Raw genomic sequence first — 23,006 nt, forward strand, 5'->3', positions numbered from 1 at the left:
CCCGTCGAGGGTCGATCCGGTGGACCGTCCCCCGCGTTCTCCAAGTCTGGTCGGCCGACAACGGTTCGGCCAGTACCGCGCCCGGCATGTCCGAACTGTGCCCGCCTCCCGGCCCGTGGTGGACACCACGGTGGGAGCCGCCCCGGGGCCGGGGCTCTTATGGTCACTTCCGGTGCCAATCTTGACACGGTGAACCTTCCGTGACCGGGAGCGATCGTGGGGGAATGTCGCGGATCCCGCACGAAGGCTCCGCCGTGATGGTATCTCGGGCGCCTCGAATCCCCCCAGGCCCGGGGAAAACTCCGATCTCGGCCGTGTCCGAACATGACGCACCCCGTCGTTCGCAACTCGACACGCCGTTGGATGCCACACAGTGATCATTCCAATTTCATGGCGTTATCAGCGGCGAGTCGCCCGTAAGGTGAAGTTTCCACTTATGGGCTGTTTGCGAAGTTTGGGGTCCGCGGGTGTGTCCGCCCCGCCACACACCCATCCCACGACCAAGTGCCCCGCCGCGCCGACCGCGGCCGACAGAGGGGGGAGGGCGCGATGCCAAGACCCGATCACGAGGACGAGTCCGAGGCGCGAGGGGAGGGCCCGGAGGAGGGCGGCAGGAGGAGGCGCATCGACCTGAGCCTGGCCCAGGTCGCCGGAGCCGGGGTCGCGACGCTGACCGCCGCCACCGCCGCCTCCTACCTCAACGTCTACGGAACCGTCATCGGCACCGGCGTCATGGCCGTGCTGAGCACCAGCGCGGCGCCGATCATCCAGCACTGGATCACCCGCAGCGGCGAGCAGGCCAAGGGCCTCGCGGAGAAGGCGGAGAAGAAGGCCGCCAAGCACACCGTGGCGCGCTCCCTCGTCGACACCGACGCCGAGGCGCGCACCGACGAACAGCTGTCCGGGTTCGGGACGGCCGAGTTCGGTCAGGCCGGTACCGGTCAGGCCGGGTTCGGGGGCCCGGCCGCTCCCGGCGCGACCCGTGTCGCGGACACCGGGTTCCCCGAGCCGTTCGACCTCCCCGAGGACGACGACGCCACCCGGACGATGGCCATGCCCACGGTCGGGCGCGACCTGCCGGGCCAGACCGTCGCGCACGGCTTCGGCAACCCCGAGGACCCCACCCTCGTGGGTGGCCCCGCCGAGGCGGACGCCACCGCGCTGATCCCCTCTGTGAGCGGCCACACCGCTCGCCTCACCGGTGCGGCCGACGACGAGGACGCGGACGGGGAGTCCGGCGCGGACCGGCCCAGACGCGGTTGGCGTGCCGCGGTCATCTCGGCCGCCGCGGTGTTCACCCTGGTCATGTTGGTGATCCTGGCCTTCGAGCTGATGACCGGGCGCTCACTGACCGCCTGGACCCAGGGGCAGGACGAGCCCACCTCGCCCTCACTGTTCGGCGGCCACTCCGCTCCGGCGCAGGTTGAGGAGGACACGTCCGAGACGCCCGAGACCGACGGCGGGGACCAGCCCGCCGACGAGGGCGACACCGGGACCCAGCAGCCGGGGACCGAGCAGCCGGTCGGCCCCGAGACCGGCACGCCTCCGGTCGAGACCGAGCCCGAGACGCCCGGCGGCGGACAGCCCGACCCCACCGGTCCTCCGGCGGACGGGGGAGAGCCGGAGGAGCCGGGCGGCGGAGAGGTCCCCGACCCCGGGTCGCGGCCCCAGCCCGAGGGCGAACCCGCTCCCGAGCCCGCCACCACCCCGGTCGGCTAGGGAGTCCGTCTCAACCGGCGACCCGCCTCACCCGAACACCTTGTCGAGGTAGGCGTTGCCGAAGCGGCGGTGCGGGTCCACCCGGTCCCGCACCGCCAGCGCCTCGCCCAGGCGGGGGTAGACGGCCTCCAGGTAGGCGCGGTCGCGGGTGTGCATCTTGCCCCAGTGCGGACGTCCGCCCACGGAGGTGAACACCGCCTCCATGTCGGCGAAGTAGCTCTCGTAGGGCGTCCCCTGGTACATGTGCACCGCCACGTAGGCGGTCTCGCGCTCGTACGCCGTGGACAGCCACACGTCGTCGGCCGGGGCGAACCGCACCTCCACCGGGAAGCTCACCCGGTGGTCGCCCCGGTCCACGATGGACCTGGCCTCCCGCAGCACGTCCACCAGGTGCTCCGCCGGGATCGCGTACTCCATCTCCACGAAGCGCACGTCGCGCACGGAGGCGAACACCTTGTGCGAGACGTCCGTGTAGCTCCTGGCGGACAGAGCGCGCGAGCTGATCTGGTTCACCGTGCGCACGGCCGACGGGAAGCGGCGGCACACCCGGTTGATCCGGTCGAAGACGGTGTTGGACAGGAAGTCGTCGTCCAGCCAGCCCTTGAAGGCCGACAACGGCTCGGCCGGGCCCTCGGAGACGTTGTTGCGCTTGGTGTTGGTGTTCCCGGTGTGCGGGAACCAGAAGAACTCGAAGTGGTCGTTCTTCGTGCGCAGTTCGGGGAGCCGTTCCAGTACCTCGTCCAGGGGCATGGGCTCCTCCTGGGCGTGGAGCAGGAAGGCGGGGACCACCGCGAACGTCAGCGCCGTCACCACCCCGAACGCGCCCAGCCCGACCCTGGCCGCGTGGAACAGTTCGGGGTCGCGGTCGGCCGAGCACTCGACCACGGAGCCGTCGGCGAGCACCATCTCCAGCCCCACGACCTGACCGGCCAGGCCGCCCGCGTCCCGTCCGGTGCCGTGGGTGCCGGTCTGCACGGCTCCGGCGACGGTCTGCACCGCGATGTCACCCATGTTGGCCAGGGCCGCACCCGCGGCGGCGAGGGCGTCGTTGAAGTCGCACAGGGGCATCCCCGCCTCGACGGTGGCGGTCCCGGCCCCGACGTCGATCGAACGGACGCGGGTCAGCGAGTGGGGGGCCAGGAGCAGGCCGTCGGTGACGGCCACGTCCGTGAAGGAGTGCCCGGTGCCGACCATGCGGACACGCAGGTCCTCCTCCGCCGCTGACGTGACGGCGGAGACGATGTCCTCGGTGCTGTCGGGGGTCGCCGTTCGGCGCGGGCGGGCCTGGTGGGTGTGGGCCCAGGTGTGCCACAACACATCAGTCATGCGGCGACATTACCCATCGGTCACTTGCGTGACCAGACCAGGAGTGTCCCTGGTCACGGAAGGAACGAAAGTCCCGTCACTCGGGCCGGGGCGGATCGAGGAGGTCGCGGGGAGCTGGTTTCATGAGGTGCATGAGGCCTTACGACGCGTTTCTGCTGATCTCCTTCGGTGGCCCGGAGGGCGAGGACGAGGTCATCCCGTTCCTGGAGAACGTCACCCGCGGGCGCAACATCCCCCGCGAACGGTTGGCGGAGGTCGGTGAGCACTACTTCCTCTTCGGTGGAGTGAGCCCGATCAACCAGCAGTGCCGGGACCTGCTCGCCGCGGTCACCGCCGACTTCGAGACCAACGGCATCGACCTGCCGATCTACTGGGGCAACCGGTTCTGGGAGCCGATGCTCACCGACACCCTTGAGCGGATGCGGGATGACGGTGTGCGCCGTGTGCTGGCGCTGCCCACCTCCGCCTACTGCAACTGGTCGAGTCGGACCGCCTACCACGAGGACATCGAGCGAGCCCGCGCCGCGCTCGGGGAGGACGCCCCCGAGGTCGACCTGATCCGCCCCTTCTACGACCACCCCGGCTTTGTCGAGCCCCTGGCGCAGTACACCCAGGAGTGTCTGGAGCGGCTCCCCGACGACCAGCGTGAGGGAGTGCGCCTGCTGTTCTCCGCGCACTCCATCCCCACCGCGATGGCCGAGGCCAGCGGCGGCCCGGACCAGGGGTACGGGGAGGCGGGCGCCTACGGGGCCCAGCTCGCCGAGGTGGCCCGCCTGGTGGTGGAGCGCCTGGACCGCGAATACCCCCACGAACTCGTCTACCAGAGCCGCAGCGGCCCGCCCAGTCAGCCCTGGTTGGAGCCGGACGTCAACGACCGCATGGAGGAGCTGGCCGCCGAGGGTGTCCCCGCCGTGGTGGTCGTTCCGCACGGGTTCGTCTCCGACCACATGGAGGTCAAGTTCGACCTCGACGTGGAGGCCCGCGAGACCGCCGAGAAGCTGGGGATCGGCTACGAGCGGGCGCTCAGCCCCGGCACGCACCCCGCGTTCGTGTCGATGGTGACCGAGCTGGTGCGCGAGTACACCGGCCGGACCGACGAGCGGCGGCTGACCTCCCTGCCGCGCTGCGCCGAGGCGGGCGGTCAGTGCTGCAAGCAGCGTTGACCGACGCCGTCCGGTAACCGGGGCCCGGTGACCGCCGTACCGGTGCCGGTCGCGTCGGCACGGCGCCGGGCTCAGGTTCCGAGCGCGAGGTAGTCCGTCGTCCGGACGATCTCCTCGCGCTCGGCGAACGACGCGAGTGAGTCCGCGACGGCCGAGCTGTCACCGTCGCGGACGATCGCCGCCAGCACGTCCTCGCAGGCCCTGATCACAGCCCGCTGGAGGTCGGAGGGGATGATGACGAGGCGGTACCCCAGCTCGGCCAGGCGTTCCCTGGGTACGACCGGGGTCTTCCCCCCGTGGAACATGTTGATCAGCTTGGGCTCGGGGACCTCCCGGGCGATCAGCTCGATCTGCTCCACGCTCTCGGGAGCCTCGACGAAGATGACGTCCGCCCCGGCGTCCAGGTAGGCGCGCGCACGCTCCAACGCCGCGTCGATCCCCTCCGAGGCGATCGCGTCCGTGCGGGCGATCACGACCAGGTCCGGATCGGTCCGCGCGTCCAGCACGGCGCGGAGCTTGCCCACCATCTCGCCGGTGGGGATCAGGGACTTGTCGTCGAGGTGGCCGCAGCGCTTGGGGAAGGTCTGGTCCTCCAGGTGCAGCCCGGCCACGCCCGCCCGCTCGAACAGGCCCACGGTGCGGACCGCGTTCACGGCGTTGCCGAACCCGGTGTCGGCGTCGGCGACGACCGGCAGCGACGTCACCGCCGTGATCTGGGCCAGGCGGTCGGCGACCTCCGTCACGCCCAGCAGACCGATGTCCGGCACCCCGTGGCCGCGGGCGATCGCGCCACCGCTGGCGTAGACCAACTCGGCACCGCTCCGCTCGGCCAACCGGGCGGTGAGCCCGTCGAACACCCCCGGAGCGACGTGGGTCCCGCCCCCGTCGACCATTCCCCGAAGCCGTGTGGTCGCCCTCATGCCCGGGCCCCTCTCCTCGTGTCCAGGGGCAGCGCAATCGCTGTGCACACCCTGGATACCGCTTGTATACAATCCGGTCAGAGCTTGGCCCGCCAGGGTGGACGATGTCAAGCGGCGCGGTCGAACGCCGCCGGACCCCTCCGGCGCGAACCCGGGAGGAATGCGGAGTGGGACAGGGCGAACTGGTGTACGAGCGGCTGCGCGAGGAGATCGTGGAGTGGGAGCTGGCCCCGGGCACGCACCTGAACGAGACCCGGCTCGCCGAACGCCTGGGCGTGTCCAGGACACCCCTGCGTGAGGCGCTGCACCGGCTCACCCGGGACGGCCTGGTGCGGATCAGCCCCGGCCGGGGCGCCTTCGTCACCGAGATCGCGCTCCGGGACGTCGTGCACCAGTTCCAGATGCGCGAGGCGCTGGAGACCCACGCCGTCCGGCTGTGCGCCCGCGCCGAGCGCCGCACCGTGTTCTCCGACCTGGAACGGGAGTTCCTGGGATGGCGGGCCCGGTTCGAGGACGGTACCGGGGGCGACGACGCGGACTACTACGCCCTGACCGAGCGCCTGGACACCGCGGTCTCCGAAGGGGCGGCCAATCCCTACCTGGCCGAATCCCTCACCTTCGTCCGCCAGCACCTGCGGCGGCTGCGCCGGATCGCCCGCCGCACCCCGGACCGTATGGCGCTGAGTGCCCGCGAGCACGCCCTGATCTGCGCCGCCGTGGGCGAGGGCGCCGAGGACGAGGCGGCGCGCGCGGCGTCGGCCCACGTGAACAACAGCCTGCGCCACATCCTGGGCGTCATGGGCGGGGGAGCGGCGCCGACCTCCTGAGAAACCGGCTCCCCACGCGCCCCCGTGTCAACAATGTTGACCACCTCTGAGGTGGGGTGATTCAGGTCACCGGGGGCGATAGGGTCGACTCGGACCACAAGTCGACCTTTTCAGGAGTAACTGTCTTGGTTCGTTCCTGGTATGAACTTCCAGAATACGTCCGCCTCCGCCGTGTCAACGGGCTGCGCCTGTCCCCGGACGGCACCCGGCTCGTCGCGCCCGTGAGCGACATCGCCCCCGACGCCAAGTCCTTCCGCAGCGCCCTGTGGGAGATCGACGTCGCCCCGGAGGCCGAGGGCGGCAGCGCCCCCAGGCGCCTCACCCGCTCCACCAAGGGCGAGTCCAACGCCGAGTTCCTCCCCGACGGCTCGGTGCTCTTCACCACGGGCCGGGTCGACCCCGAGGCCAAGGCCGAGGACAAGCCCAAGCCCGCCCTGTGGCTGCTCCCCGCCGACGGCGGCGAGGCCCGCCAGGTCGCCTCACGACCCGCCGGTGTGGGCGCCTTCACGGTCGCCCGCGACTCCGGGCTGGTCGCCTTCATGAGCAACCTCCTGCCCCGCTCCGAGGACGCCGACGCCGACACCGAGGCGCGAAAGGCTCGTGACGAGGCCGGAGTGACCGCGATCCTCCACGAGGCGCTCCCGGTTCGCTCCTGGGACAGCGACATCGGCCCCGACCACCCCCGCGTGTTCACGGCCACCCCGCCCGAGGACGACGAGGCCCGCCTCGGCGAGCCCCGCGACCTCACCTCCGACGCGGGCCTGGCCCTGCTCGGCTCCGCCCCCGAGTTGACCCCGGACGGCTCCACCCTGGTCATCGGCTGGGCCGTGCCCACCGCCGGCGGTTCCCGCCGCGACGAGGTCGTCGCCATCGACACCGACTCCGGCGACCGCCGCACCGTCGTGGGCGGCCCCGACGCCGCCTACGAGTTCGGCGGACCCCTGGTCTCCCCGGACGGCACCAGGGTCCTGACGCGGGCGACCACCGAGGGCAGCTACCACGGCGAGCCCCGCGACGCCACGTTGTGGATCACCGACCTGGCCACCGGAGAGGGCCGCGACCTGCTGCCCGACCACGAGCTCTGGCCCCGGGACTACGCGTGGTCGGCCGACTCCGGCACGGTCTTCCTCATCGCCGACCAGAACGGCCGCCGCCCGGTCTTCCGCCTGGACGTGGCCACCGGCGAGCTGACCCGGATCACCGGTGACCACGGGGCCTACAGCGCCCTGAACCCGTCCCCGGACGGCCGCCACGTCTTCGCCCTGCGCGACGCCTGGGACGCCCCGCCCGCACCGGTCCGCCTGGACGCCGACGCCACCGACGGCCAGCCCGCGTACCTGCGCACCCCCGGCTCCGAGCTGAGCATGCCGGGCACCCTCACCGAGATCGAGACCACCGCCGACGACGGCACCCGCGTCCGCTCCTGGCTGGTGCTGCCCGAGGAGGCCTCGGCCGAGTCGCCCGCCCCGCTCATGCTGTGGGTCCACGGCGGTCCCTACATGAGCTTCAACGGCTGGAGCTGGCGCTGGAACCCGTGGATCCTGGCGGCCCGGGGCTACGCGGTCCTGCTCCCGGACCCGGCGCTGTCCACGGGGTACGGACAGGACATGCTGCGCCGCGCGTGGGGCCAGTGGGGCCCGCGCACGCACGCGGACGTCATGGCCATCACCGACGCCGCCGAGGCCCGCGAGGACATCGACGCCGAGCACACCGCCATGATGGGCGGCTCGTTCGGCGGGTACATGGCCAACTGGATCGCCGGGCACACCGACCGGTTCAAGGCGATCGTCTCCCACGCCTCCCTGTGGCAGCTGGACGGGTTCAGCGGCACCACCGACTACCCGCCGGTCTGGGAGAGCGAGTTCGGCACGCCCCTGGCCCAGCCCGAGCGCTACCAGCTCAACTCGCCCCACCTGCACGCGGACAAGATTCGCACGCCGATGCTGGTCATCCACGGTGACAAGGACTACCGGGTGCCGATCGGCGAGGGCCTGCGCCTGTGGCGCGACCTCCTCTTGCACGAGGTCGACGCCAAGTTCCTGTACTTCCCGGACGAGAACCACTGGATCCTCTCTCCGGGCAACGCACAGGTCTGGTACGAGACGATCTTCGCCTTCCTGGACCACCACGTCCACGGCAAGGAGTGGATCAAGCCCGAGCTGCTCTAGCGCGTCTTCGGCGCACGCACTCCTGGGAGGGTCCCGGCACACGCCCGGGGCCCTCCCCCGTCGTCCGGGAGCCGTCCGTTCCTCCGGTGGGGGAAGGGAGCGCCGCATAGAGTGCGGTGGCGGACGCTCCGGGCACGACGGACCCGGACACCACGAGCGGAAGGGTGCATGTGACCACCATCCAGTCCCCCCACGATCCGGAGAAGCTGCGGGACCTGGCCGTCGCTGTGGCGGCCGAGGCCGGGAAGTTCGCGGCCAAGGGGCAGGAGGGAATCACCGTCCTGGACACCAAGTCCAGCCCCACCGACGTCGTCACCGAGATGGACCGCGCGACCGAGGACCTGATCCGGGACCGGCTGCTCGCGGCACGACCGCGCGACGCGGTCCTCGGGGAGGAGGGCGGCGGGGTTGAGGGGACCAGCGGCGTTCGATGGGTCGTCGACCCCATCGACGGCACCGTCAACTACCTGTACGGAGGCCCCGACTGGGGTGTGGCGGTCGGCGCGGAGATCGACGGCGTGATCGTGGCCGCCGCCGTCCACCTCCCCGCGCACGGGCAGATGTTCGAAGCCGTCCTGGGCGGCGGGTCCCGGCTCGACGGCCGGGTGCTCCGCGCACCCGAGGCGGTGCCGCTGGACCGGGCCCTGGTCGCCACCGGATTCGGGTACCTCCCCGAACGCCGCCTCCAGCAGGCGAAGGTGCTCACTGAGGTGATTCCGTACATCCGTGACATCCGCCGGGTCGGGTCCGCGGCCGTCGACATCACCGGCCTCGCCACCGGGCGCTACAACGCGTACTACGAGCGCGGACTCCACCTGTGGGACTGGGCCGCTCCCGGACTGGTCGCCAGCGAGGCCGGTCTGCGCGTGGGCGGACCGCAGGCGGGGCCGCCCAGCAACGACCTGGTGATCGCCGCCCGCCCCGGACTCTACGAGGACCTCGACGCCCTCCTGGCGCCGCTCGGCGCCGACACCGACGGCTGACGCGGACACGAGGACGCCCCGGGTGCCGGTGGCACCCGGGGCGCGGGGGAGACGGGGTCGCGACCCCTCACGAGGAGGTGGCGCGCCCCGCCCCGACGTAGCCTGCCCCGGAGCCACAAGAGCCGGGGGCGGCGTCCGCCGCTCCGGTCAGGAGTGGGCGTCGACGCCGTTGCGGGCCGCGATGCGGTAGAGATCCTCCAGCTCTGACGCATGGGTGTCGGCGAGGAACTCGTCCCCGGCGTCCCTCGCCGATTCGATCGACCGGTAGGTCTCATGGATACGGACCTTGATCTCCGCCATGAACTCGCCCATTGCACCTCTTCCAGGGGTAGGCACCGGGGCATGGTGGTGCCCCGGCGCAATCCGTATGCGCACGCCTGCGCGTACGCACGAATCGAAGACGTCACGACCCTGTGACATGCGTGCCCGTCGCGGTCCGGGTGGGTTCCCGGTGTCCACGCGTGCGTCTCCTACCTCTACCGCACTGTGATCCAGGTCAAACTCCCACTCCCCGCGTGTGACGATTCCGTGATTCCCCGGCGGGGGAGGAGCCGCTTCCGTAGAATGAAAAGGTCCGCCTCAGCGGGACGCCGGCACCGAGCCGGACACGGGCGCGTGAGCACGGGTCAAGCGACGACAAAGAGTGTCGCAAGACACATTTTCCGAACAGGGCTTGTGCTTACTTGTTTCTTATTCTTGATGTGTCAGATTTGAGATGTGCGGGGTTGAGCCGTCGCCGACGGTTGGGGGATTCGCCGGCGGCGGCCGCCCCGTGCACAGGGGGAGCCGCAAGGCTCCCGGCCCAGCGCCCGTGCCACACGGGGGCGAGGGGAACGAGGAAACCCACGGGTTTACCGTCTCCTTACCTCCACTGTGGGAGAACGGTTGACGCGGCCGGGACCAAGAACGCCGCTGCCGGTGTGTTGGGGGATGCGCCGGCAGCGGCCCCCTTTTTGTTTCCAGACACCGACGCTCCAGAAGGACAACCTTGCGCGTACTCGTGGTCGAAGACGAACGGGTCCTGGCCGACGCCGTGGCGGTCGGGCTGCGGAGGGAGTCCATGGCGGTCGACGTCGTCTACGACGGCGACACCGCGCTGGAGTACACCTCGGTCAACGACTACGACGTCGTCGTCCTGGACCGCGACCTCCCCGGCACGCACGGGGACGACGTCGCCCGCTCCCTGGTCAACGAGAGCTACAACGGCCGCATCCTGATGCTCACCGCCTCCGACGGTGTCGATGACAAGGTCGAGGGACTCACCCTGGGGGCCGACGACTACCTGGCCAAGCCCTTCGCCTTCGCCGAGCTCATCGCCCGCGTGCACGCCCTGGGACGGCGCTCCGCGCCCCCGCTGCCGCCGGTGCTGGAGCGGGGCGGCATCACCCTGGACCCCGCCAACCACCAGGTGCGCCGGGACGACCGCGAGGTCTCGCTCACCCCCAAGGAGTTCGCCGTCCTCCAGGTGCTCATGCGCGCCCAGGGGACCGTGGTGAGCGCGGAGGGGCTGCTGGAGAAGGCCTGGGACGAGAACGCCGACCCGTTCACCAACGTCGTCAGGGTCACCGTCATGACCCTGCGCAAGAAACTCGGTGACCCGCCGGTCATCCAGACCGTTCCGGGGGCGGGGTACCGGTTGTGAGACCGGGGGAGCGCCCGGAACCCGGGCAGGTCGAACCCACCCGCCCCGGGGACACCGGGACCTGGCGCAGCCTGAACTCCGTCGCCCCGAGCGGCGACGGAGCCGAACGCTCCTCCGCGCACACGACCGTCCACGCCACGGTCCACCGCTTCACCGACAACCTCAGCCTGCGTGCCCGCCTCACGCTCATCTACGGGATGCTGTTCTTCGCGGCGGGTTCCCTGCTGGTCCTGGTCAACTACCTGGTCGTCGCGGTCCTGCTCAACGCGCTCCTCGCCGAGGAGAGCCCGGCGGAGCTGATCGAGAACAGCCACTACATCGAGCAGGTCCTCACCCACGTCACCCGGTTCTCCCTGCTCGCCCTGTTCCTCGTGGGCCTGCTCGCGGTGGCCCTGGGATACGCCGTGGCGGGCCGTGCGCTGTCGCCCCTCCAGAAGATCACCCGCATCGCCAGAAGGCTCTCCGAACGCTCCCTGCACGAGCGCATCGCCCTGTCCGGACCCGACGACGAGATCCGTGAGCTCGCCGACACCTTCGACGGCATGCTCGAACGCCTCGACCGGGCCTTCGACGGGCAGCGGCGCTTCGTCGCCAACGCCTCCCACGAGCTGCGTACGCCCCTGGCGATCAACCGCACCCTCCTGGAGGTGGCCCTGAGCGCCCCGGACGTCTCGCCGGACCTCAAGACCGTCGGACAGACCCTCCTGGAGACCAACGCCCGCCACGAACGCCTCATCGACGGCCTGCTGTTCCTGGCCAAGAGCGACCGCGAGCTGGAGTCCAAGGCCAGGGTCGACCTGAGCGAGGTCGCCGGAACGGTCCTGAGCCAGCTCTCCGGCGACATCGACAAGTCCGGGCTCTCGCTGCGTCAGGACCTGCGTCCGGCCCCGGTGGTCGGCGACCCCGTGCTGCTGGAACGCCTCGTGGCCAACCTGGTCGAGAACGCCCTCAAGTACAACGTCGACGAAGGCGAGATCACCGTCCGCAGCGGCATGTACGAGGGGATGCCCGCCGTCCAGGTGGAGAACTCGGGCAAGGTCATCCCCGCCTACGAGATCGAGGGCCTGTTCGAACCCTTCCGGCGCGGTTCCGGCGACCGCGTGGGCTCCGGGCGCAGCGCCGGTCTGGGTCTGTCCATCGTGCGATCGGTGGTGCGCGCCCACGCTGGCGTGGTGACGGCGTGGCCGCGCGCGGGCGGCGGTCTGGTCGTCACGGTGTGCCTGCCCGTGCCTTCGGGTGGCGGGACGGAGAACGCGGAACGTCGATAGAGGTGGGGGCCAAGCTGCGTACCGCCCAGCTTCGTGGTATCTATACGTGTCCGAAGACACGCCCACCCCTGTCACGAGTGTCGACCTGCGGTGGGTATGCTTCCCCGGGCGTGGACACGGAGGGAATCCCTCCTGACGTGGGCATGTCTGGGTTTTCGCCCGTACTCGGGGGAGTGCTCCAGGCTGGTCCGGCATGTGGGCGCAAGCGTGTGTTCGGGTCTACGAGACACCCGGTGTCGGGTAGTACCGCAGGGAACGACCCGTGAGGGGCCACCCAACCTTGGCCGCCTCCGGTCACGATCCCGTGAAAGTGCTGCTGACCTGTGGACTGTGACCCGGGAGGGGGCACGGTCGGATGACACCGGGAAAACTCGTCGGCCGATTCGGGCACAACGAAGGTCTCTCAAGCGTTACACCCGCGCGACGAGGCACTAAACGAGGGGGATGGAGTTAGCAGAGATGGCGACCGACTACGACAGCCCGCGCAAGACTGACGAGGACATCAACGAGGACAGCCTCCAGGAGCTGCAGGCGCGGCGCGTGGACAAGGGCACCGGCACCATCGACGTCGACCCCGACGAGGTGGCCGAGGGCATGGAGCTTCCCGGTGCCGACCTGTCCGGCGAGGAGCTCGCCGTGCGCGTGCTTCCCCGCCAGGCCGACGAGTTCACCTGCTCGCGCTGCTTCCTGGTGCACCACCGCAGTCAGCTCGCTGAGCAGCGCGCCGGTCAGCTGGTCTGCAAGGAGTGCGCCTGACACTGACGGCGACGGTTCCTAGCCCGTCTCCCCACGGTATCCGAGGATGCTGAGGGGTGCCGGAACCGGATTCGTTCGACCGTCGGACGGTGGCTCGCAGAACGACGGTGGACGGCCGACCGCACGTGGGTTCGATCCCATGTGGTGGGCCGTCCACCGTCGTCGCGAGCTGCCCGGCGCGGGCGGGGCTCAGACCTCCAGGTCCCGCCCGCCGGAGCCGACCATCTGCTTGCGGGCGGCGCGGACGGCCAGCACTCTGGCCACCTCGACGCCCACTCCCGCCACCACGGCCCAGCCGAGGGCACGGCCCAGGCTGACGTCCGGGGACTCCAGGTCCGTGGGCGGCTCCTCACCGGTGGCGCGCGTCCACGCGAAGCTCAGAGCCTTGCGTGTGACGAACTCGGCCGCGAATCCCGCGACCATGCCGATGATGACCGGTGCGACCTCACCGTCCTTCTTTGCCATGTGAATCGTTCACCGTTCCCTAGTGCGTACGATGGTGCGCGCGGACGCGGTCCGCTGGGGGAATCCTTTCACGCGCACCCCCGCCGCGCAGCGGCGGCCGCCGCCGTGGCCCGCCCCCGTTCTCCCTGCCAGAGGGGGAAAACCGGGAGCGACCAGGGCGCGCGGAGGGCTAATATTGCCCGCATGACCAACCGCTCTCATTCCTTCCGCATGCCCGACAAGCCTTCGCTGGACGGTATCGAGGCGAAGTGGGTGGACGTATGGGATGAGTCCGGCGTCTATCACTTCGACCGCACCCGCAGCCGCGAGGACGTCTACTCGATCGACACCCCGCCGCCCACGGTCTCGGGTTCGCTGCACATCGGGCACGTGTTCTCCTACACGCACACCGACACCGTCGCGCGCTTCCAGCGGATGAACGGCAAGGCCGTCTTCTACCCGATGGGCTGGGACGACAACGGCCTGCCCACCGAACGCCGCGTCCAGAACTACTACGGCGTGCGCTGCGACCCCTCGGTCCCCTACGACCCGGACTTCCAGCCGCCGCACAAGCCCGACCCCAAGCGGCAGGTCCCCATCTCCCGCCGCAACTTCATCGAGCTGTGCGACATCCTCACGGTCGAGGACGAGAAGGTCTTCGAGTCCATCTGGCGCCGTCTGGGCCTGAGCGTCGACTGGCGCCACACCTACGCCACCATCGACGGGAACTCCCGCGCGGCCGCCCAGCGCGCCTTCCTGCGCAACCTGGCGCGGGGCGAGGCCTACATGTCGGAGGCGCCCACCCTGTGGGACGTCACCTTCCGCACCGCCGTCGCCCAGGCCGAGCTGGAGGACCGCGAGCGTCCCAGCGCCTACCACAAGGTCGCCTTCCACAAGCCGGACGGCACCCCGGTCCACATCGAGACCACCCGTCCCGAGCTGCTGGCCGCGTGTGTCGCCCTGGTCGCCCACCCCGACGACGAGCGGTACCAGGACCTGTTCGGCACCACCGTGACCACCCCGGTCTTCGGTGTCGAGGTCCCCGTGAAGGCGCACCGCCTCGCCGACCCCGAGAAGGGGTCCGGCATCGCGATGATCTGCACCTTCGGTGACACCACCGACGTCACCTGGTGGCGCGAGCTCCAGCTGGAGACCCGCCCCATCATCGGCTGGGACGGCCGCGTCATCGCGGACCCGCCCAAGGGCGTCGAGTCCGACACCGCCCGTGAGGCCTACGCCCGGTTGGCCGGGGCCACCGTCCACACCGCCCGGGAGCGCACCGTCGAGCTGCTCAAGGAGAGCGGCGACCTCGTCGGCGACCCCAAGCCCATCTCCCACCCGGTGAAGTTCTACGAGAAGGGCGACAAGCCCCTCGAGATCGTCACCACCCGCCAGTGGTACATCCGCAACGGCGGCCGGGACGAGGACGTGCGCGCCCAGCTCATCGAGCGCGGCCGCGAGCTCACCTGGTACCCCGAGCACATGCGCCAGCGCTACGAGAACTGGGTCGAGGGCCTCAACGGCGACTGGCTGATCAGCCGTCAGCGCTTCTTCGGCGTCCCGTTCCCGGTCTGGTATCCGCTGGACGCGGACGGCAACCCGAACTACGACGCGCCGCTGCTGCCCACCGAGGACCAGCTGCCCATCGACCCCAGCTCCCAGGCGCCCGCCGGCTACACCGAGGACCAGCGGGGCCGGGCCAACGGGTTCATGGGCGACCCGGACGTCATGGACACCTGGGCGACCTCCTCGCTCTCCCCGCAGATCGCCTCGGGTTGGGAACGCGACCAGGACCTGTTCGAGCGGGTCTTCCCGATGGACTTCCGCCCCCAGGGCCAGGACATCATCCGCACGTGGCTGTTCTCCACGGTGGTCCGCGCCCACTTCGAGAACGGCAGCCTGCCCTGGAGCACCACCGGTATCTCCGGGTGGATCCTGGACCCGGACCGCAAGAAGATGTCCAAGTCCAAGGGCAACGTCGTCACCCCGGTCGCCCTGCTGGAGAAGTACAGCTCCGACGCGGTCCGGTACTGGGCGGCCAGCGGCCGTCTGGGCACCGACACCGCTCTCGACGAGGGCCAGATGAAGGTCGGCCGCCGACTCTCCATCAAGATCCTCAACGCCAGCAAGTTCGTCATGTCGGTCGCCGGTGAGAACGCCACCACCGACCCGTCCCAGGTCACCGAGCCCCTGGACCGGGCGATGCTGGCCGCGCTGGCGGACGTGGTCGAGGAGGCCACAGCGGCCTTCACCGCCTACGACCACACCCGGGCCCTGGAGCGCACCGAGCGCTTCTTCTGGGACTTCTGCGACGACTACCTGGAGCTCGTCAAGACCCGGGCCTACGACACCGAGGCCGCCGAGGGCGCCTCCGCCCGGGCGGCGCTGCTCATCGCCCTGGGCGCTCTGCACAAGCTGTTCGCACCCTTCGTCCCCTTCGTCACCGACGAGGTCTGGAGCTGGTGGCAGGACGGTTCGGTGCACGCCCAGAGCTGGCCCGACGCCGCCGAGTACCGCGCCGCGGCCGCCGGTGGGGACCCGGCCGTCCTGGCCGCCACCGCGGAGGTGCTGCGCGCGGTCCGCAAGGCCAAGTCGGAGGCCAAGCTGTCCATGCGCGCCGAGGTCGAGCTCGTCCGCGTCTCCGGAAAGCAGGCCGAGTCCGCCCGCGCGGCCTCCGGCGACATCGCCGCGGCGGGTCGCGCCGCCGGGATCGACTTCGAGACCACCGACGACGGTGAGCTGAGCGTCGAGGTCACCCTGGCCGAGACCACCGAGTAGGCGACACCGGCGAAGACGCACCGGGGGCGGGTCCGAACACGTTTCGGATCCGCCCCCGTCGTTCCGGCACGCTGGACACCAAGGCAGCGCCCTGGGAGCGATAGGCTCGGCGAATGTGAGTACCTCATCCCTGGAAGCCGGACAGTTGACCATCACCGTCCGGCGCCTGGACCCCGGCCTCCCGCTTCCCGCGTACGCCCACCCGGGTGACGCGGGGGCGGATCTGTACGCCGCCGTCGACGTCCGCCTCGACCCCGGACAGCGCGCCACGGTCCCCACCGGTCTGGCCATCGCCCTCCCCGACGGTTTCGCGGCCTTCGTGCACCCCAGGTCCGGGCTGGCCGCCCGGCACGGGGTCACGGTCGTCAACGCCCCGGGGACCGTCGACGCCGGGTACCGGGGGGAGATCCGGGTGACCCTGCTCAACACCGACGACGACACCCCGGTCACGATCGCGCGCGGCGACCGGATCGCCCAGATGGTGATCCAGCGCGTGGAGCGGGCGGAGTTCGTCGAGGCGGACACGCTCCCCGACTCGGTGCGCGGTGCGGGTGGTTTCGGTTCGACCGGGGGCCACGCCGCGCAGCGGTGAACGTCCCCTGACTCCCCGGTGTGATCCCGGGACCTACGGAAGAAGCGGAGAGGTGAAGGCGTGTTTGGACGCCGCCGCAAGAAGCGGGACAAAGAGACCGAGAGAGCCACGGAGACGGAGGCCCGGTCGCAGCGGCAGGGCGCCGCGGGCGCGGTCTCGTTCGAGAACGAGATCGAGCCGGAGCGTGCCTCCCAGCAGCCCGCCAAGGACGCCGACCAGTACCGGTTGACCGGACCGTGGGACTCCACCGAGGACGCCCCCGAGGCCGAGCGGATGGACCTGGGGAGCATGCTCCTGCCGATGGAGCAGGGCACCGAGATCCAGGTGAACGTCGCCCAGGACAAGCAGAACAAGCAGAAGATCATCGGGGTCACCCTGGTGCGCGGCAAGACCGCGCTCCAGGTGCAGCCCTTCGCCGCGCCGAAGTCGTCCGGGCTGTGGGACGAGATGCGTGAGGAACTGCGCGAGCAGGTCACCCAGCAGGGCGGCAAGGCCGAGGACCACGACGGCACCTTCGGTCCCGAGCTCCAGGCGGTCATCCCCATCAAGGGGAAGAAGACCGAGGACGGCAGACAGCTGGGCCAGCGGGTGCGCTTCATTGGCGTGGACGGTCCGCGGTGGGTGCTGCGCGGCGTGATCCGCGGCGAGGGCGCCAGTAAGCCCGAGGTGATGTCCGAGATCGAGCAGGTCTTCGCCAACATCGTGGTGGTGCGCGGCGAGCAGCCGGTGCCGCCCAACGAGCTCCTCCAGATCACCGTGCCCAAGAAGATCCAGGAGCAGATGGCGGCCGCCGCGCAGCAGCGCGCGGCCCAGCAGGCGGCCCAGACCGGCAACGCCGGCCGTTCGCCCAACGGTTCGGCGAGCGGACCGCCCAGCGGTTCCGCGGACGGACCGACCACCGGTTCCTGAGTCCTCGCGGATCCGGCCTGTGGACAACCGTGTCCGGGGGTGCGCCGTTCCGTAATGTGGGCCATATGGCTCAGACAACGAAGAACAGCGCTCCCCGGCCGCTTCCCGAGGACTGGGGCCGCGCCCTGGCGGTGGTGGCCCACCCGGACGACCTGGAGTTCGGTGTCTCGTCGGCGCTCCACCGGTGGACCGCACAGGGGAAGGAGGTCGTCGAACTCCTCGTGACCCAGGGCGAGGCCGGGATCGACTCCCTGGACCCGGCGGCCTGCGCGCCCCTGCGGATGGCCGAGCAGCGCGCCTCGGCGGCGGCGGTCGGGGCCTCCACCGTGGAGTTCCTGGACTTCCCCGACGGCACCCTGGAGTACGGCCTGCCGTTGCGCCGGGCCCTGGCCGGAGCGATCCGCAGACACCGGCCGGACGTGATCGTCTCCATCAACTTCCGTGAGCACTTCGCCGGGGGAGGCGGGTTCAACCACGCCGACCACCGGGTCCTGGGCCCGGCCCTGCTGGACGCGGTCCGCGACGCCGACAACCGCTGGGTGTTCACCGACCAGCTGGCCGAAGGGCTGGAGCGCTGGCGGGGCGTGCGGTTCGTGGCCTTCGGTGCGGCCCCGGACCCCACCCACTACGTCGAACTGGGTGAGGACGACCTCGCCGCGGGTGTGGCCTCACTGGACGCGCACGAGGTGTACCTGGCCAACCTGGACGGCTTCGACCAACGGACCTTTCTGCGGGAGGGCGCGGTGCGTTCGGGGGAGTGGGCCGGGGTGCCCCTGGCCACCTCCTTCGAGGTCTTCGAGACCTGACCCACCGCCTCTCGCGCGGTGGGGTTCCGGCCGGGGAGCACCCGACGCGAGACGGCGCAAACAGGGCGATACGGTGCGAAAGGACGTGGAGTCGCCCGGGCCGAGGGCGCTTACGGAGTCGGTGAGCCGCGAGTTCGGTTCGTCGTGCCCGCGTGTGCCCGACCACGGTTCGCGCGCCGCCAGTGCTCCGTACGGCTCCGAGGACCGGCGCCCGGAATCGAGAAGAGGCGGACATGGACAGTGACGGAGCGGGCGGCGAACGCGTGCGGGGACGCCGGGGCGTGCGGGCCCTGCTGTGGGCCCTGGCGGCGCTCACCGCCCTGGTACTGGTGGCGGCCACGGCCTTCGTGGTCTGGGCTCTCGACCCGTACCGGGCCGAGCCCGGGCCGCTGGCCCGGGCCGAACAGGACCCGGCCGTCGTCGTGGAGCGGCTCTCCGACGGCGTGCTGATCACCCCCGCGGAGAACCCCTCCGGGACGGGGGTCGTCTTCTACCCCGGGGCCCGGGTGGAGGCCGACGCCTACGTGGCCTCCTGGGCGCCGGTGGTGGCCAGGACCGGCGCCACGGTGGTCGTGCCGGACCTGCGCCTCAACCTGGCCCTGGTGGACTCCGCGCGGGGCGAGAGCGCGGTGGGCGCCGCACCCGGGATCAGCGAGTGGTACCTGGGCGGGCACTCCATGGGCGGAGCCTTCGCGGCACAGCACCTGGGCTCCGGGAACGGCGACGTCGCGTGGGCGGGCCTGATCCTGTGGGCCTCCTACGCCACCGAGAGCGCGGACCTCGCGGACCGCGACGACCTCGCGGTGCTGTCGGTGGCCGGGGGACGGGACGGCGTCCTGAACCCGGCGGAGGTCACCGAACGAAGAGCGAACCTGCCCGGCCACGCCGTCACGGAGGTGGTCGAGGGCATGAACCACGCCCAGTTCGGCGCCTACGGCGAGCAGTCCGGAGACGCCGAACCGGAGCTGACCGACGACCAGGCGCACGAGGCCCTGGCCGACGTCACCGCCGACTTCCTGCCGGGGTCCTGAGGCCGGTTTTCACGCGGCCGGACCCGGGTCCACGGGGTCGGTGACCCGGCCGGTGAACAGGATCGCGCCCCGGCGGCGCAGCACGAAGAGGAAGGGCTGGTCCACGAGGAACTCCTTGGGGGGCGGTGGGACCGCGGCCGACATCAGCATGACGGCGGCGGTGGCGGCGGCCCCCTCGGCGCCCTTCTCGTCCACGCGTAGCACCGCCTGGTGCACGATGGCGTCGACCTTCAGGGGCTCGTCGCTGATCCCGCCGAAGTCGGCCGCGTCGGTGGCCAGCGTGCGCACGCGCGCGGGCGTGGCGGCGAGCGGGTCGAGCAGCGCGGTGTCGGTCTGGACGGTGAAGCGCGGCAGCGCCAGGGTCACCTGTTCCTTCCCGCGTGCCTGGTACAGCCCGCGCAGGGCCCGCGGCGTGAGTGGTGGGACCGGCGCGCGTGCGGACCCGGGGGAGTCGGGGACGATCACGTCCAGGGCCAGACCGTGCTCGCCCTCCAGGGTGACCATGCGCAGCCCCGCGTGCGCCGCGTGGGTCAGGGAACCCGTGCGGCGCATGGCGGGGACCCGGTGGGTGCGGTCCGGCGCGTGGAAGTCGAGGTCACGGGTCAGGGAGGGGTCGAAGGGCTCCGCCCACACCAGCTTCACCCACAGGGCGTTGACCAGGAGCATGCGGACGTCGGGATGGACGGTGCCGGGTGCGAGCAGCTCGGGGATCAGCCCCCGGGTGACGTCCGAGACCCGGCCGTTGACCCGCGTGCGCACCCCCTCGGAGTCACCGCGGAAGTCGACCCGGTCCACCTCGGCGTCGGGCTGGGCCGCGACCCGCTCCTCGAACCGCGCGCGCAGCGGGAGGTCGGCGGGGACGTACAGGCCGTTGAGGGTGGCCAGGTCCAGGCCGTCGGCGGCCTCGACAGCGGCGTCGAGGACCTCCAGGTGCCCCCGGGGATCGCCGCTGGCCGGGGCCACGAGGTCCACCAGCTCCTTCAGGGTGTCGCCGCCCGCGCCGGTGGCCAACAGGCTGAGGACGGCGCCGACGGAGTACGGGGACCACACGTGCGAGGCCCCCTCCTCGACCAGCTCGGGGTCCAGGGTGAGGGCGAAGCGGAGGTGCTCCTCCTCGGGTGCTTCCTGCCTGGTGGTCATCGGGCTGACTCCTCACGAGAGCGGGTGGGCCGCCAGGGTACGGAAGGACGCGGCCCCGAGGCCAGTGACCGTGGTGAGAAGGGGCACGCCGCAACACCTGACAAAGGAGGGCAAGCCCGTACCGGGGCGGTCTCCGGTTGCCGAGAACGCCACTCCCCGGCTGTGACAGGTCGCATAGGGTGGTGCATCATGGCTGGCGGCCGTACAGGCCGTACGGCGACACCGGAGCGGGAGCGGGATGACTGAGCAGCAGCGGGCCTCCGATGAGGCGGCCCAGGCCGAGGAGCGGGCGCAGACGCCCGCGGTCACCGAGGGAACGGTCGAGGCGCTGGTCCGGACCAAGCTCGCCGAGGCTCTGGGCGGCAAGCGCGGCATGGTCGAGACGGCCGTCCCCACCCTGACCTTCACGATCTCCTACGTCGCGGGTGAGGACCTGCGGCTGTCGATCATCCTCGGCGTCGGGGCGGCCCTGCTCCTGGGTGTGCTCCGACTCGTGCAGCGCTCCTCGTTGCAGTACGTGTTCACCAGCCTCTTCGGCATCGGCCTGGCGGCCGTCTTCGCGATGCGCAGCGGCAACGCCGAGGACGCCTTCCTGCCCGGGATCATCTACAACGCGGTCTACGCGGTGGTGCTGAGCCTCTCGGTCCTGGTGCGCTGGCCGGTGGTCGGCCTCATGATCGGTCCGTTCATCGGGAACAAGGAGGACTTCACCTCCTGGCGCGGCAATCCTGCCGTGGTCAAGCTCGCCTCCCGCCTGACCTGGCTGCTGGTGCTGCCCTGCGTCATCCGTGTGCTGGTCCAGTACCCGCTCTGGCTCGCCGAGACCAACGACTGGGCCAACACCTTCGCCCTGCTGGGGCTGTCCAAGGTGGCGATGGGATGGCCGCTCCAGGTGGCGGCCTTCGCGGGCATGGTGTGGGTGCTGGCGCGCGGACGCACCCCCCTGGAGCGGACCGAGGACACCCACGGGGCAGCGGCCGGCGACGTCGCGGACGAGCGCTGACCACCGCTTCGGCCTGAGCGCCGGGCGCGCGTCCGGGGCCCGTGCTCAGCCTTCGGACGCGGACTCCTCGGAGTCCTCGACCCGCTCCAGCAGCTCCTCCAGGGGGCCCAGCGCGTCCGGTTCGGCCAGGAACACCACGGTGTTGCCCACGGACAGGGTCCGCTCCGGTGCGGGCGGTCGCACCCCGCCCGGACCGAGCACCGCGACCAGGGCCACACCCTCCGGCAGTTCGGCGGTGAGGTCTCTCTCGGGCCGGTCCGCGAACGGGCTGGCCGCGTGCAGCACCGACTCCGCGATCTCTGCGCCCGGCAGCGGGGGAAGGGTCCCCTCCTCCGGGTGGTCCTCCTCGGACACGCCCTCGACCAGGTCCGCGATCAGACGCGGAGGGGAGACCGCCAGGTCCACCCCCCAGGAGTCGTCGAACAGCCACTCGTTGGCCGGGTCGTTGATCCGGGCGATGACCTGGTCCACCGCGAACTCGGTCTTGGCCAACAGGGAGACGACGAGGTTCACCTTGTCGTCGCTGCTGGCCGCGATGACCACGTCGAAGTCACCCAGCCGGGCGTCCTCCAGGGTGGCCAGTTCACAGGCGTCGGCGAGCAGCCACTCCACCTGGGGGAGGTCGTCCACCCCGATCGCCCGGGTGTCCCTGTCGATCAGCAGGACGTCGTGGCCGTTGCCCGCCAGCTCCGTGGCGATGGAGCGGCCCACGCTCCCGGCTCCCGCGATGGCGATCCGCATCTCACCCACGCCCCGTCTCGTCCTCGTGCCGCCCGGCCAGCCGCTGGGTCAGGTCGGCCATGTCCCGGCTGCGGCCCACCACGTGCAGTACGTCGCCCTCCGCGATGGTCTCCTCGGACCGGGCCAGCGCGATGCGCCCCTGCCGGACCAGGTAGACCACGCGCAGACGGAAGTCGTCCTCCAGTTCGGCGAGGGAACGTCCCGTCCAGCGCTCGGGCGGAGTGAGTTCGTTCATGGTGAGGCTGCCCGAGGCGTCCTGCCACTCGGGTGCGGCACCCAGCCGGTCGTCCCCGGGCACCACGCGGCGCAGGATGGCGTCGGCCGTCCAGCGCACGGTCGCGACGGTGGGGATGCCCAGACGTTGGTAGACCTCCGCTCGGCGGGGGTCGTAGATCCGGGCCACCACGTTGCGGACCCCGAACGCCTCGCGGGCCACCCGGGCCGCGATGATGTTGGAGTTGTCGCCGTTGCTGACCGCCGCGAAGGCCGCCGCGCGGTCGATACCCGCGTTGAGCAGGACCTCCCGGTCATGGCCCGCGCCGCGCACCGTGTGCTTGGCCACGGCGGTGCGGAGGCGGCGGAACGCCTCGGGGTCCTGGTCGATCACCGCCACCGAGTGGCCCAGATCCACCAGGGTGTGTGCCAGCGTGGAACCCACGCGGCCACACCCCATGATCACGATGTGCACCTCGTCCGCACTCCCGTCGGATAGCCGTCCACCCCCCGGAGCACGGACAGACCCACGCGCCCCGACGGTTCCACCTTGGCACACAACGGCCCGATCCGGGTG

At 71.2% G+C, this 23,006-nt stretch carries 21 protein-coding genes; 14 read left to right on the forward strand and 7 right to left on the reverse strand.

Annotated elements, in window-relative coordinates; all coding sequences use genetic code 11:
• The first annotated feature begins 549 nt into the window (after window positions 1-549).
• Window positions 550-1,719 (forward strand): hypothetical protein, encoded by a 1,170-nt coding sequence (locus BDW27_RS17400; RefSeq protein ID WP_110050291.1) that lies wholly within the window; start codon window positions 550-552, stop codon window positions 1,717-1,719.
• A 27-nt stretch (window positions 1,720-1,746) separates the two neighbouring features.
• Here the strand turns inward: BDW27_RS17400 and BDW27_RS17405 are convergent, their stop codons facing one another.
• Window positions 1,747-3,045 (reverse strand): D-arabinono-1,4-lactone oxidase, encoded by a 1,299-nt coding sequence (locus BDW27_RS17405; RefSeq protein WP_110050292.1) that lies wholly within the window; start codon window positions 3,043-3,045, stop codon window positions 1,747-1,749.
• A 131-nt stretch (window positions 3,046-3,176) separates the two neighbouring features.
• On the opposite strand from BDW27_RS17405, the gene BDW27_RS17410 reads away from it, so the two are divergent.
• A complete protein-coding gene (locus BDW27_RS17410; protein WP_199560685.1) occupies window positions 3,177-4,208 on the forward strand; it encodes a ferrochelatase in 1,032 nt (343 codons plus the stop codon).
• 71 nt (window positions 4,209-4,279) lie between these two features.
• Here the strand turns inward: BDW27_RS17410 and BDW27_RS17415 are convergent, their stop codons facing one another.
• Window positions 4,280-5,128, reverse strand: a complete 849-nt coding sequence (locus tag BDW27_RS17415) for an oxaloacetate decarboxylase (protein ID WP_026129335.1) — start codon at window positions 5,126-5,128, stop codon at window positions 4,280-4,282.
• Between the two features lie 167 nt (window positions 5,129-5,295).
• Between BDW27_RS17415 and BDW27_RS17420 the strand changes: the two genes are divergently transcribed.
• The 3 genes from BDW27_RS17420 to BDW27_RS17430 all read left to right on the forward strand — a co-directional run bounded on the left by BDW27_RS17420 (window position 5,296) and on the right by BDW27_RS17430 (window position 9,106).
• Window positions 5,296-5,955, forward strand: coding sequence for a GntR family transcriptional regulator (locus BDW27_RS17420; RefSeq protein ID WP_199560686.1), 660 nt, complete (start codon window positions 5,296-5,298; stop codon window positions 5,953-5,955).
• A 125-nt stretch (window positions 5,956-6,080) separates the two neighbouring features.
• On the forward strand, window positions 6,081-8,123 hold the full coding sequence (locus BDW27_RS17425; RefSeq protein ID WP_110050296.1) for a S9 family peptidase: 2,043 nt from the start codon (window positions 6,081-6,083) through the stop codon (window positions 8,121-8,123).
• A 170-nt stretch (window positions 8,124-8,293) separates the two neighbouring features.
• Window positions 8,294-9,106, forward strand: coding sequence for an inositol monophosphatase family protein (locus BDW27_RS17430; protein ID WP_017545002.1), 813 nt, complete (start codon window positions 8,294-8,296; stop codon window positions 9,104-9,106).
• A 147-nt stretch (window positions 9,107-9,253) separates the two neighbouring features.
• Here the strand turns inward: BDW27_RS17430 and BDW27_RS27535 are convergent, their stop codons facing one another.
• Window positions 9,254-9,418: a hypothetical protein gene (locus BDW27_RS27535; protein WP_017545001.1), complete on the reverse strand. Its 165-nt coding sequence runs from the start codon at window positions 9,416-9,418 to the stop codon at window positions 9,254-9,256.
• Between the two features lie 676 nt (window positions 9,419-10,094).
• Between BDW27_RS27535 and BDW27_RS17435 the strand changes: the two genes are divergently transcribed.
• The 3 genes from BDW27_RS17435 to BDW27_RS17445 all read left to right on the forward strand — a co-directional run bounded on the left by BDW27_RS17435 (window position 10,095) and on the right by BDW27_RS17445 (window position 12,772).
• On the forward strand, window positions 10,095-10,748 hold the full coding sequence (locus BDW27_RS17435) for a response regulator transcription factor (protein WP_017545000.1): 654 nt from the start codon (window positions 10,095-10,097) through the stop codon (window positions 10,746-10,748).
• Window positions 10,745-12,016, forward strand: a complete 1,272-nt coding sequence (locus BDW27_RS17440) for a cell wall metabolism sensor histidine kinase WalK (RefSeq protein WP_110050298.1) — start codon at window positions 10,745-10,747, stop codon at window positions 12,014-12,016. The genes BDW27_RS17435 and BDW27_RS17440 overlap by 4 nt, the downstream gene beginning before the upstream one ends.
• Before the next feature lie 459 nt (window positions 12,017-12,475).
• Window positions 12,476-12,772, forward strand: coding sequence for a DUF4193 domain-containing protein (locus tag BDW27_RS17445; protein WP_013153901.1), 297 nt, complete (start codon window positions 12,476-12,478; stop codon window positions 12,770-12,772).
• 189 nt (window positions 12,773-12,961) lie between these two features.
• On the opposite strand, the gene BDW27_RS17450 is transcribed toward BDW27_RS17445, so the two are convergent.
• Complete coding sequence (locus BDW27_RS17450) at window positions 12,962-13,237, reverse strand: DUF4235 domain-containing protein (protein ID WP_017544998.1); 276 nt, start codon at window positions 13,235-13,237, stop codon at window positions 12,962-12,964.
• A 183-nt stretch (window positions 13,238-13,420) separates the two neighbouring features.
• On the opposite strand from BDW27_RS17450, the gene valS reads away from it, so the two are divergent.
• From valS to BDW27_RS17475, 5 genes are all read left to right on the forward strand, one after another.
• Window positions 13,421-15,994 (forward strand): valine--tRNA ligase, encoded by a 2,574-nt coding sequence (gene valS, locus BDW27_RS17455; RefSeq protein WP_110050300.1) that lies wholly within the window; start codon window positions 13,421-13,423, stop codon window positions 15,992-15,994.
• A 115-nt stretch (window positions 15,995-16,109) separates the two neighbouring features.
• Complete coding sequence (gene dut / locus BDW27_RS17460; RefSeq protein ID WP_110050302.1) at window positions 16,110-16,586, forward strand: dUTP diphosphatase; 477 nt, start codon at window positions 16,110-16,112, stop codon at window positions 16,584-16,586.
• 60 nt (window positions 16,587-16,646) lie between these two features.
• On the forward strand, window positions 16,647-17,495 hold the full coding sequence (locus BDW27_RS17465; protein WP_110050304.1) for a DUF3710 domain-containing protein: 849 nt from the start codon (window positions 16,647-16,649) through the stop codon (window positions 17,493-17,495).
• A gap of 65 nt (window positions 17,496-17,560) precedes the next feature.
• Complete coding sequence (locus tag BDW27_RS17470) at window positions 17,561-18,301, forward strand: PIG-L deacetylase family protein (protein ID WP_110050306.1); 741 nt, start codon at window positions 17,561-17,563, stop codon at window positions 18,299-18,301.
• A 233-nt stretch (window positions 18,302-18,534) separates the two neighbouring features.
• Entirely contained in the window at window positions 18,535-19,332 is a 798-nt protein-coding gene (locus tag BDW27_RS17475) for an alpha/beta hydrolase (protein ID WP_199560687.1), read from the forward strand.
• A gap of 9 nt (window positions 19,333-19,341) precedes the next feature.
• Here the strand turns inward: BDW27_RS17475 and BDW27_RS17480 are convergent, their stop codons facing one another.
• Window positions 19,342-20,472: a serpin family protein gene (locus BDW27_RS17480; RefSeq protein WP_110050308.1), complete on the reverse strand. Its 1,131-nt coding sequence runs from the start codon at window positions 20,470-20,472 to the stop codon at window positions 19,342-19,344.
• A gap of 238 nt (window positions 20,473-20,710) precedes the next feature.
• Between BDW27_RS17480 and BDW27_RS17485 the strand changes: the two genes are divergently transcribed.
• Window positions 20,711-21,475 carry a DUF3159 domain-containing protein gene (locus BDW27_RS17485; protein WP_110050310.1) on the forward strand — a complete coding sequence of 255 codons (765 nt, stop codon included), beginning with the start codon at window positions 20,711-20,713 and terminating at the stop codon, window positions 21,473-21,475.
• 45 nt (window positions 21,476-21,520) lie between these two features.
• On the opposite strand, the gene BDW27_RS17490 is transcribed toward BDW27_RS17485, so the two are convergent.
• Window positions 21,521-22,225, reverse strand: a complete 705-nt coding sequence (locus BDW27_RS17490; protein WP_110050311.1) for a TrkA family potassium uptake protein — start codon at window positions 22,223-22,225, stop codon at window positions 21,521-21,523.
• On the reverse strand, window positions 22,218-22,904 hold the full coding sequence (locus BDW27_RS17495; protein WP_017544989.1) for a TrkA family potassium uptake protein: 687 nt from the start codon (window positions 22,902-22,904) through the stop codon (window positions 22,218-22,220). The genes BDW27_RS17490 and BDW27_RS17495 overlap by 8 nt, the downstream gene beginning before the upstream one ends.
• Between the last annotated feature and the right edge of the window lie 102 nt (window positions 22,905-23,006).

The organism is Nocardiopsis sp. L17-MgMaSL7 (genome assembly GCF_003182025.1).
Classification (GTDB): Bacteria; Actinomycetota; Actinomycetes; order Streptosporangiales; family Streptosporangiaceae; genus Nocardiopsis; species Nocardiopsis prasina.

Bases quoted from the DNA above. Each gene is read 5' to 3' on its own strand.
- valS (WP_110050300.1), top strand. From the start codon at position 13,421: ATGACCAACCGCTCTCATTCCTTCCGCATGCCCGACAAGCCTTCGCTG.
- BDW27_RS17410 (WP_199560685.1), top strand. From the start codon at position 3,177: ATGAGGCCTTACGACGCGTTTCTGCTGATCTCCTTCGGTGGCCCGGAG.
- BDW27_RS17415 (WP_026129335.1), bottom strand. From the start codon at position 5,128: ATGAGGGCGACCACACGGCTTCGGGGAATGGTCGACGGGGGCGGGACC.
- BDW27_RS17405 (WP_110050292.1), bottom strand. From the start codon at position 3,045: ATGACTGATGTGTTGTGGCACACCTGGGCCCACACCCACCAGGCCCGC.
- BDW27_RS17400 (WP_110050291.1), top strand. From the start codon at position 550: ATGCCAAGACCCGATCACGAGGACGAGTCCGAGGCGCGAGGGGAGGGC.
- BDW27_RS17480 (WP_110050308.1), bottom strand. From the start codon at position 20,472: ATGACCACCAGGCAGGAAGCACCCGAGGAGGAGCACCTCCGCTTCGCC.
- BDW27_RS17450 (WP_017544998.1), bottom strand. From the start codon at position 13,237: ATGGCAAAGAAGGACGGTGAGGTCGCACCGGTCATCATCGGCATGGTC.
- BDW27_RS17445 (WP_013153901.1), top strand. From the start codon at position 12,476: ATGGCGACCGACTACGACAGCCCGCGCAAGACTGACGAGGACATCAAC.
- BDW27_RS17485 (WP_110050310.1), top strand. From the start codon at position 20,711: ATGACTGAGCAGCAGCGGGCCTCCGATGAGGCGGCCCAGGCCGAGGAG.
- BDW27_RS27535 (WP_017545001.1), bottom strand. From the start codon at position 9,418: ATGGGCGAGTTCATGGCGGAGATCAAGGTCCGTATCCATGAGACCTAC.
- BDW27_RS17475 (WP_199560687.1), top strand. From the start codon at position 18,535: ATGGACAGTGACGGAGCGGGCGGCGAACGCGTGCGGGGACGCCGGGGC.
- BDW27_RS17470 (WP_110050306.1), top strand. From the start codon at position 17,561: ATGGCTCAGACAACGAAGAACAGCGCTCCCCGGCCGCTTCCCGAGGAC.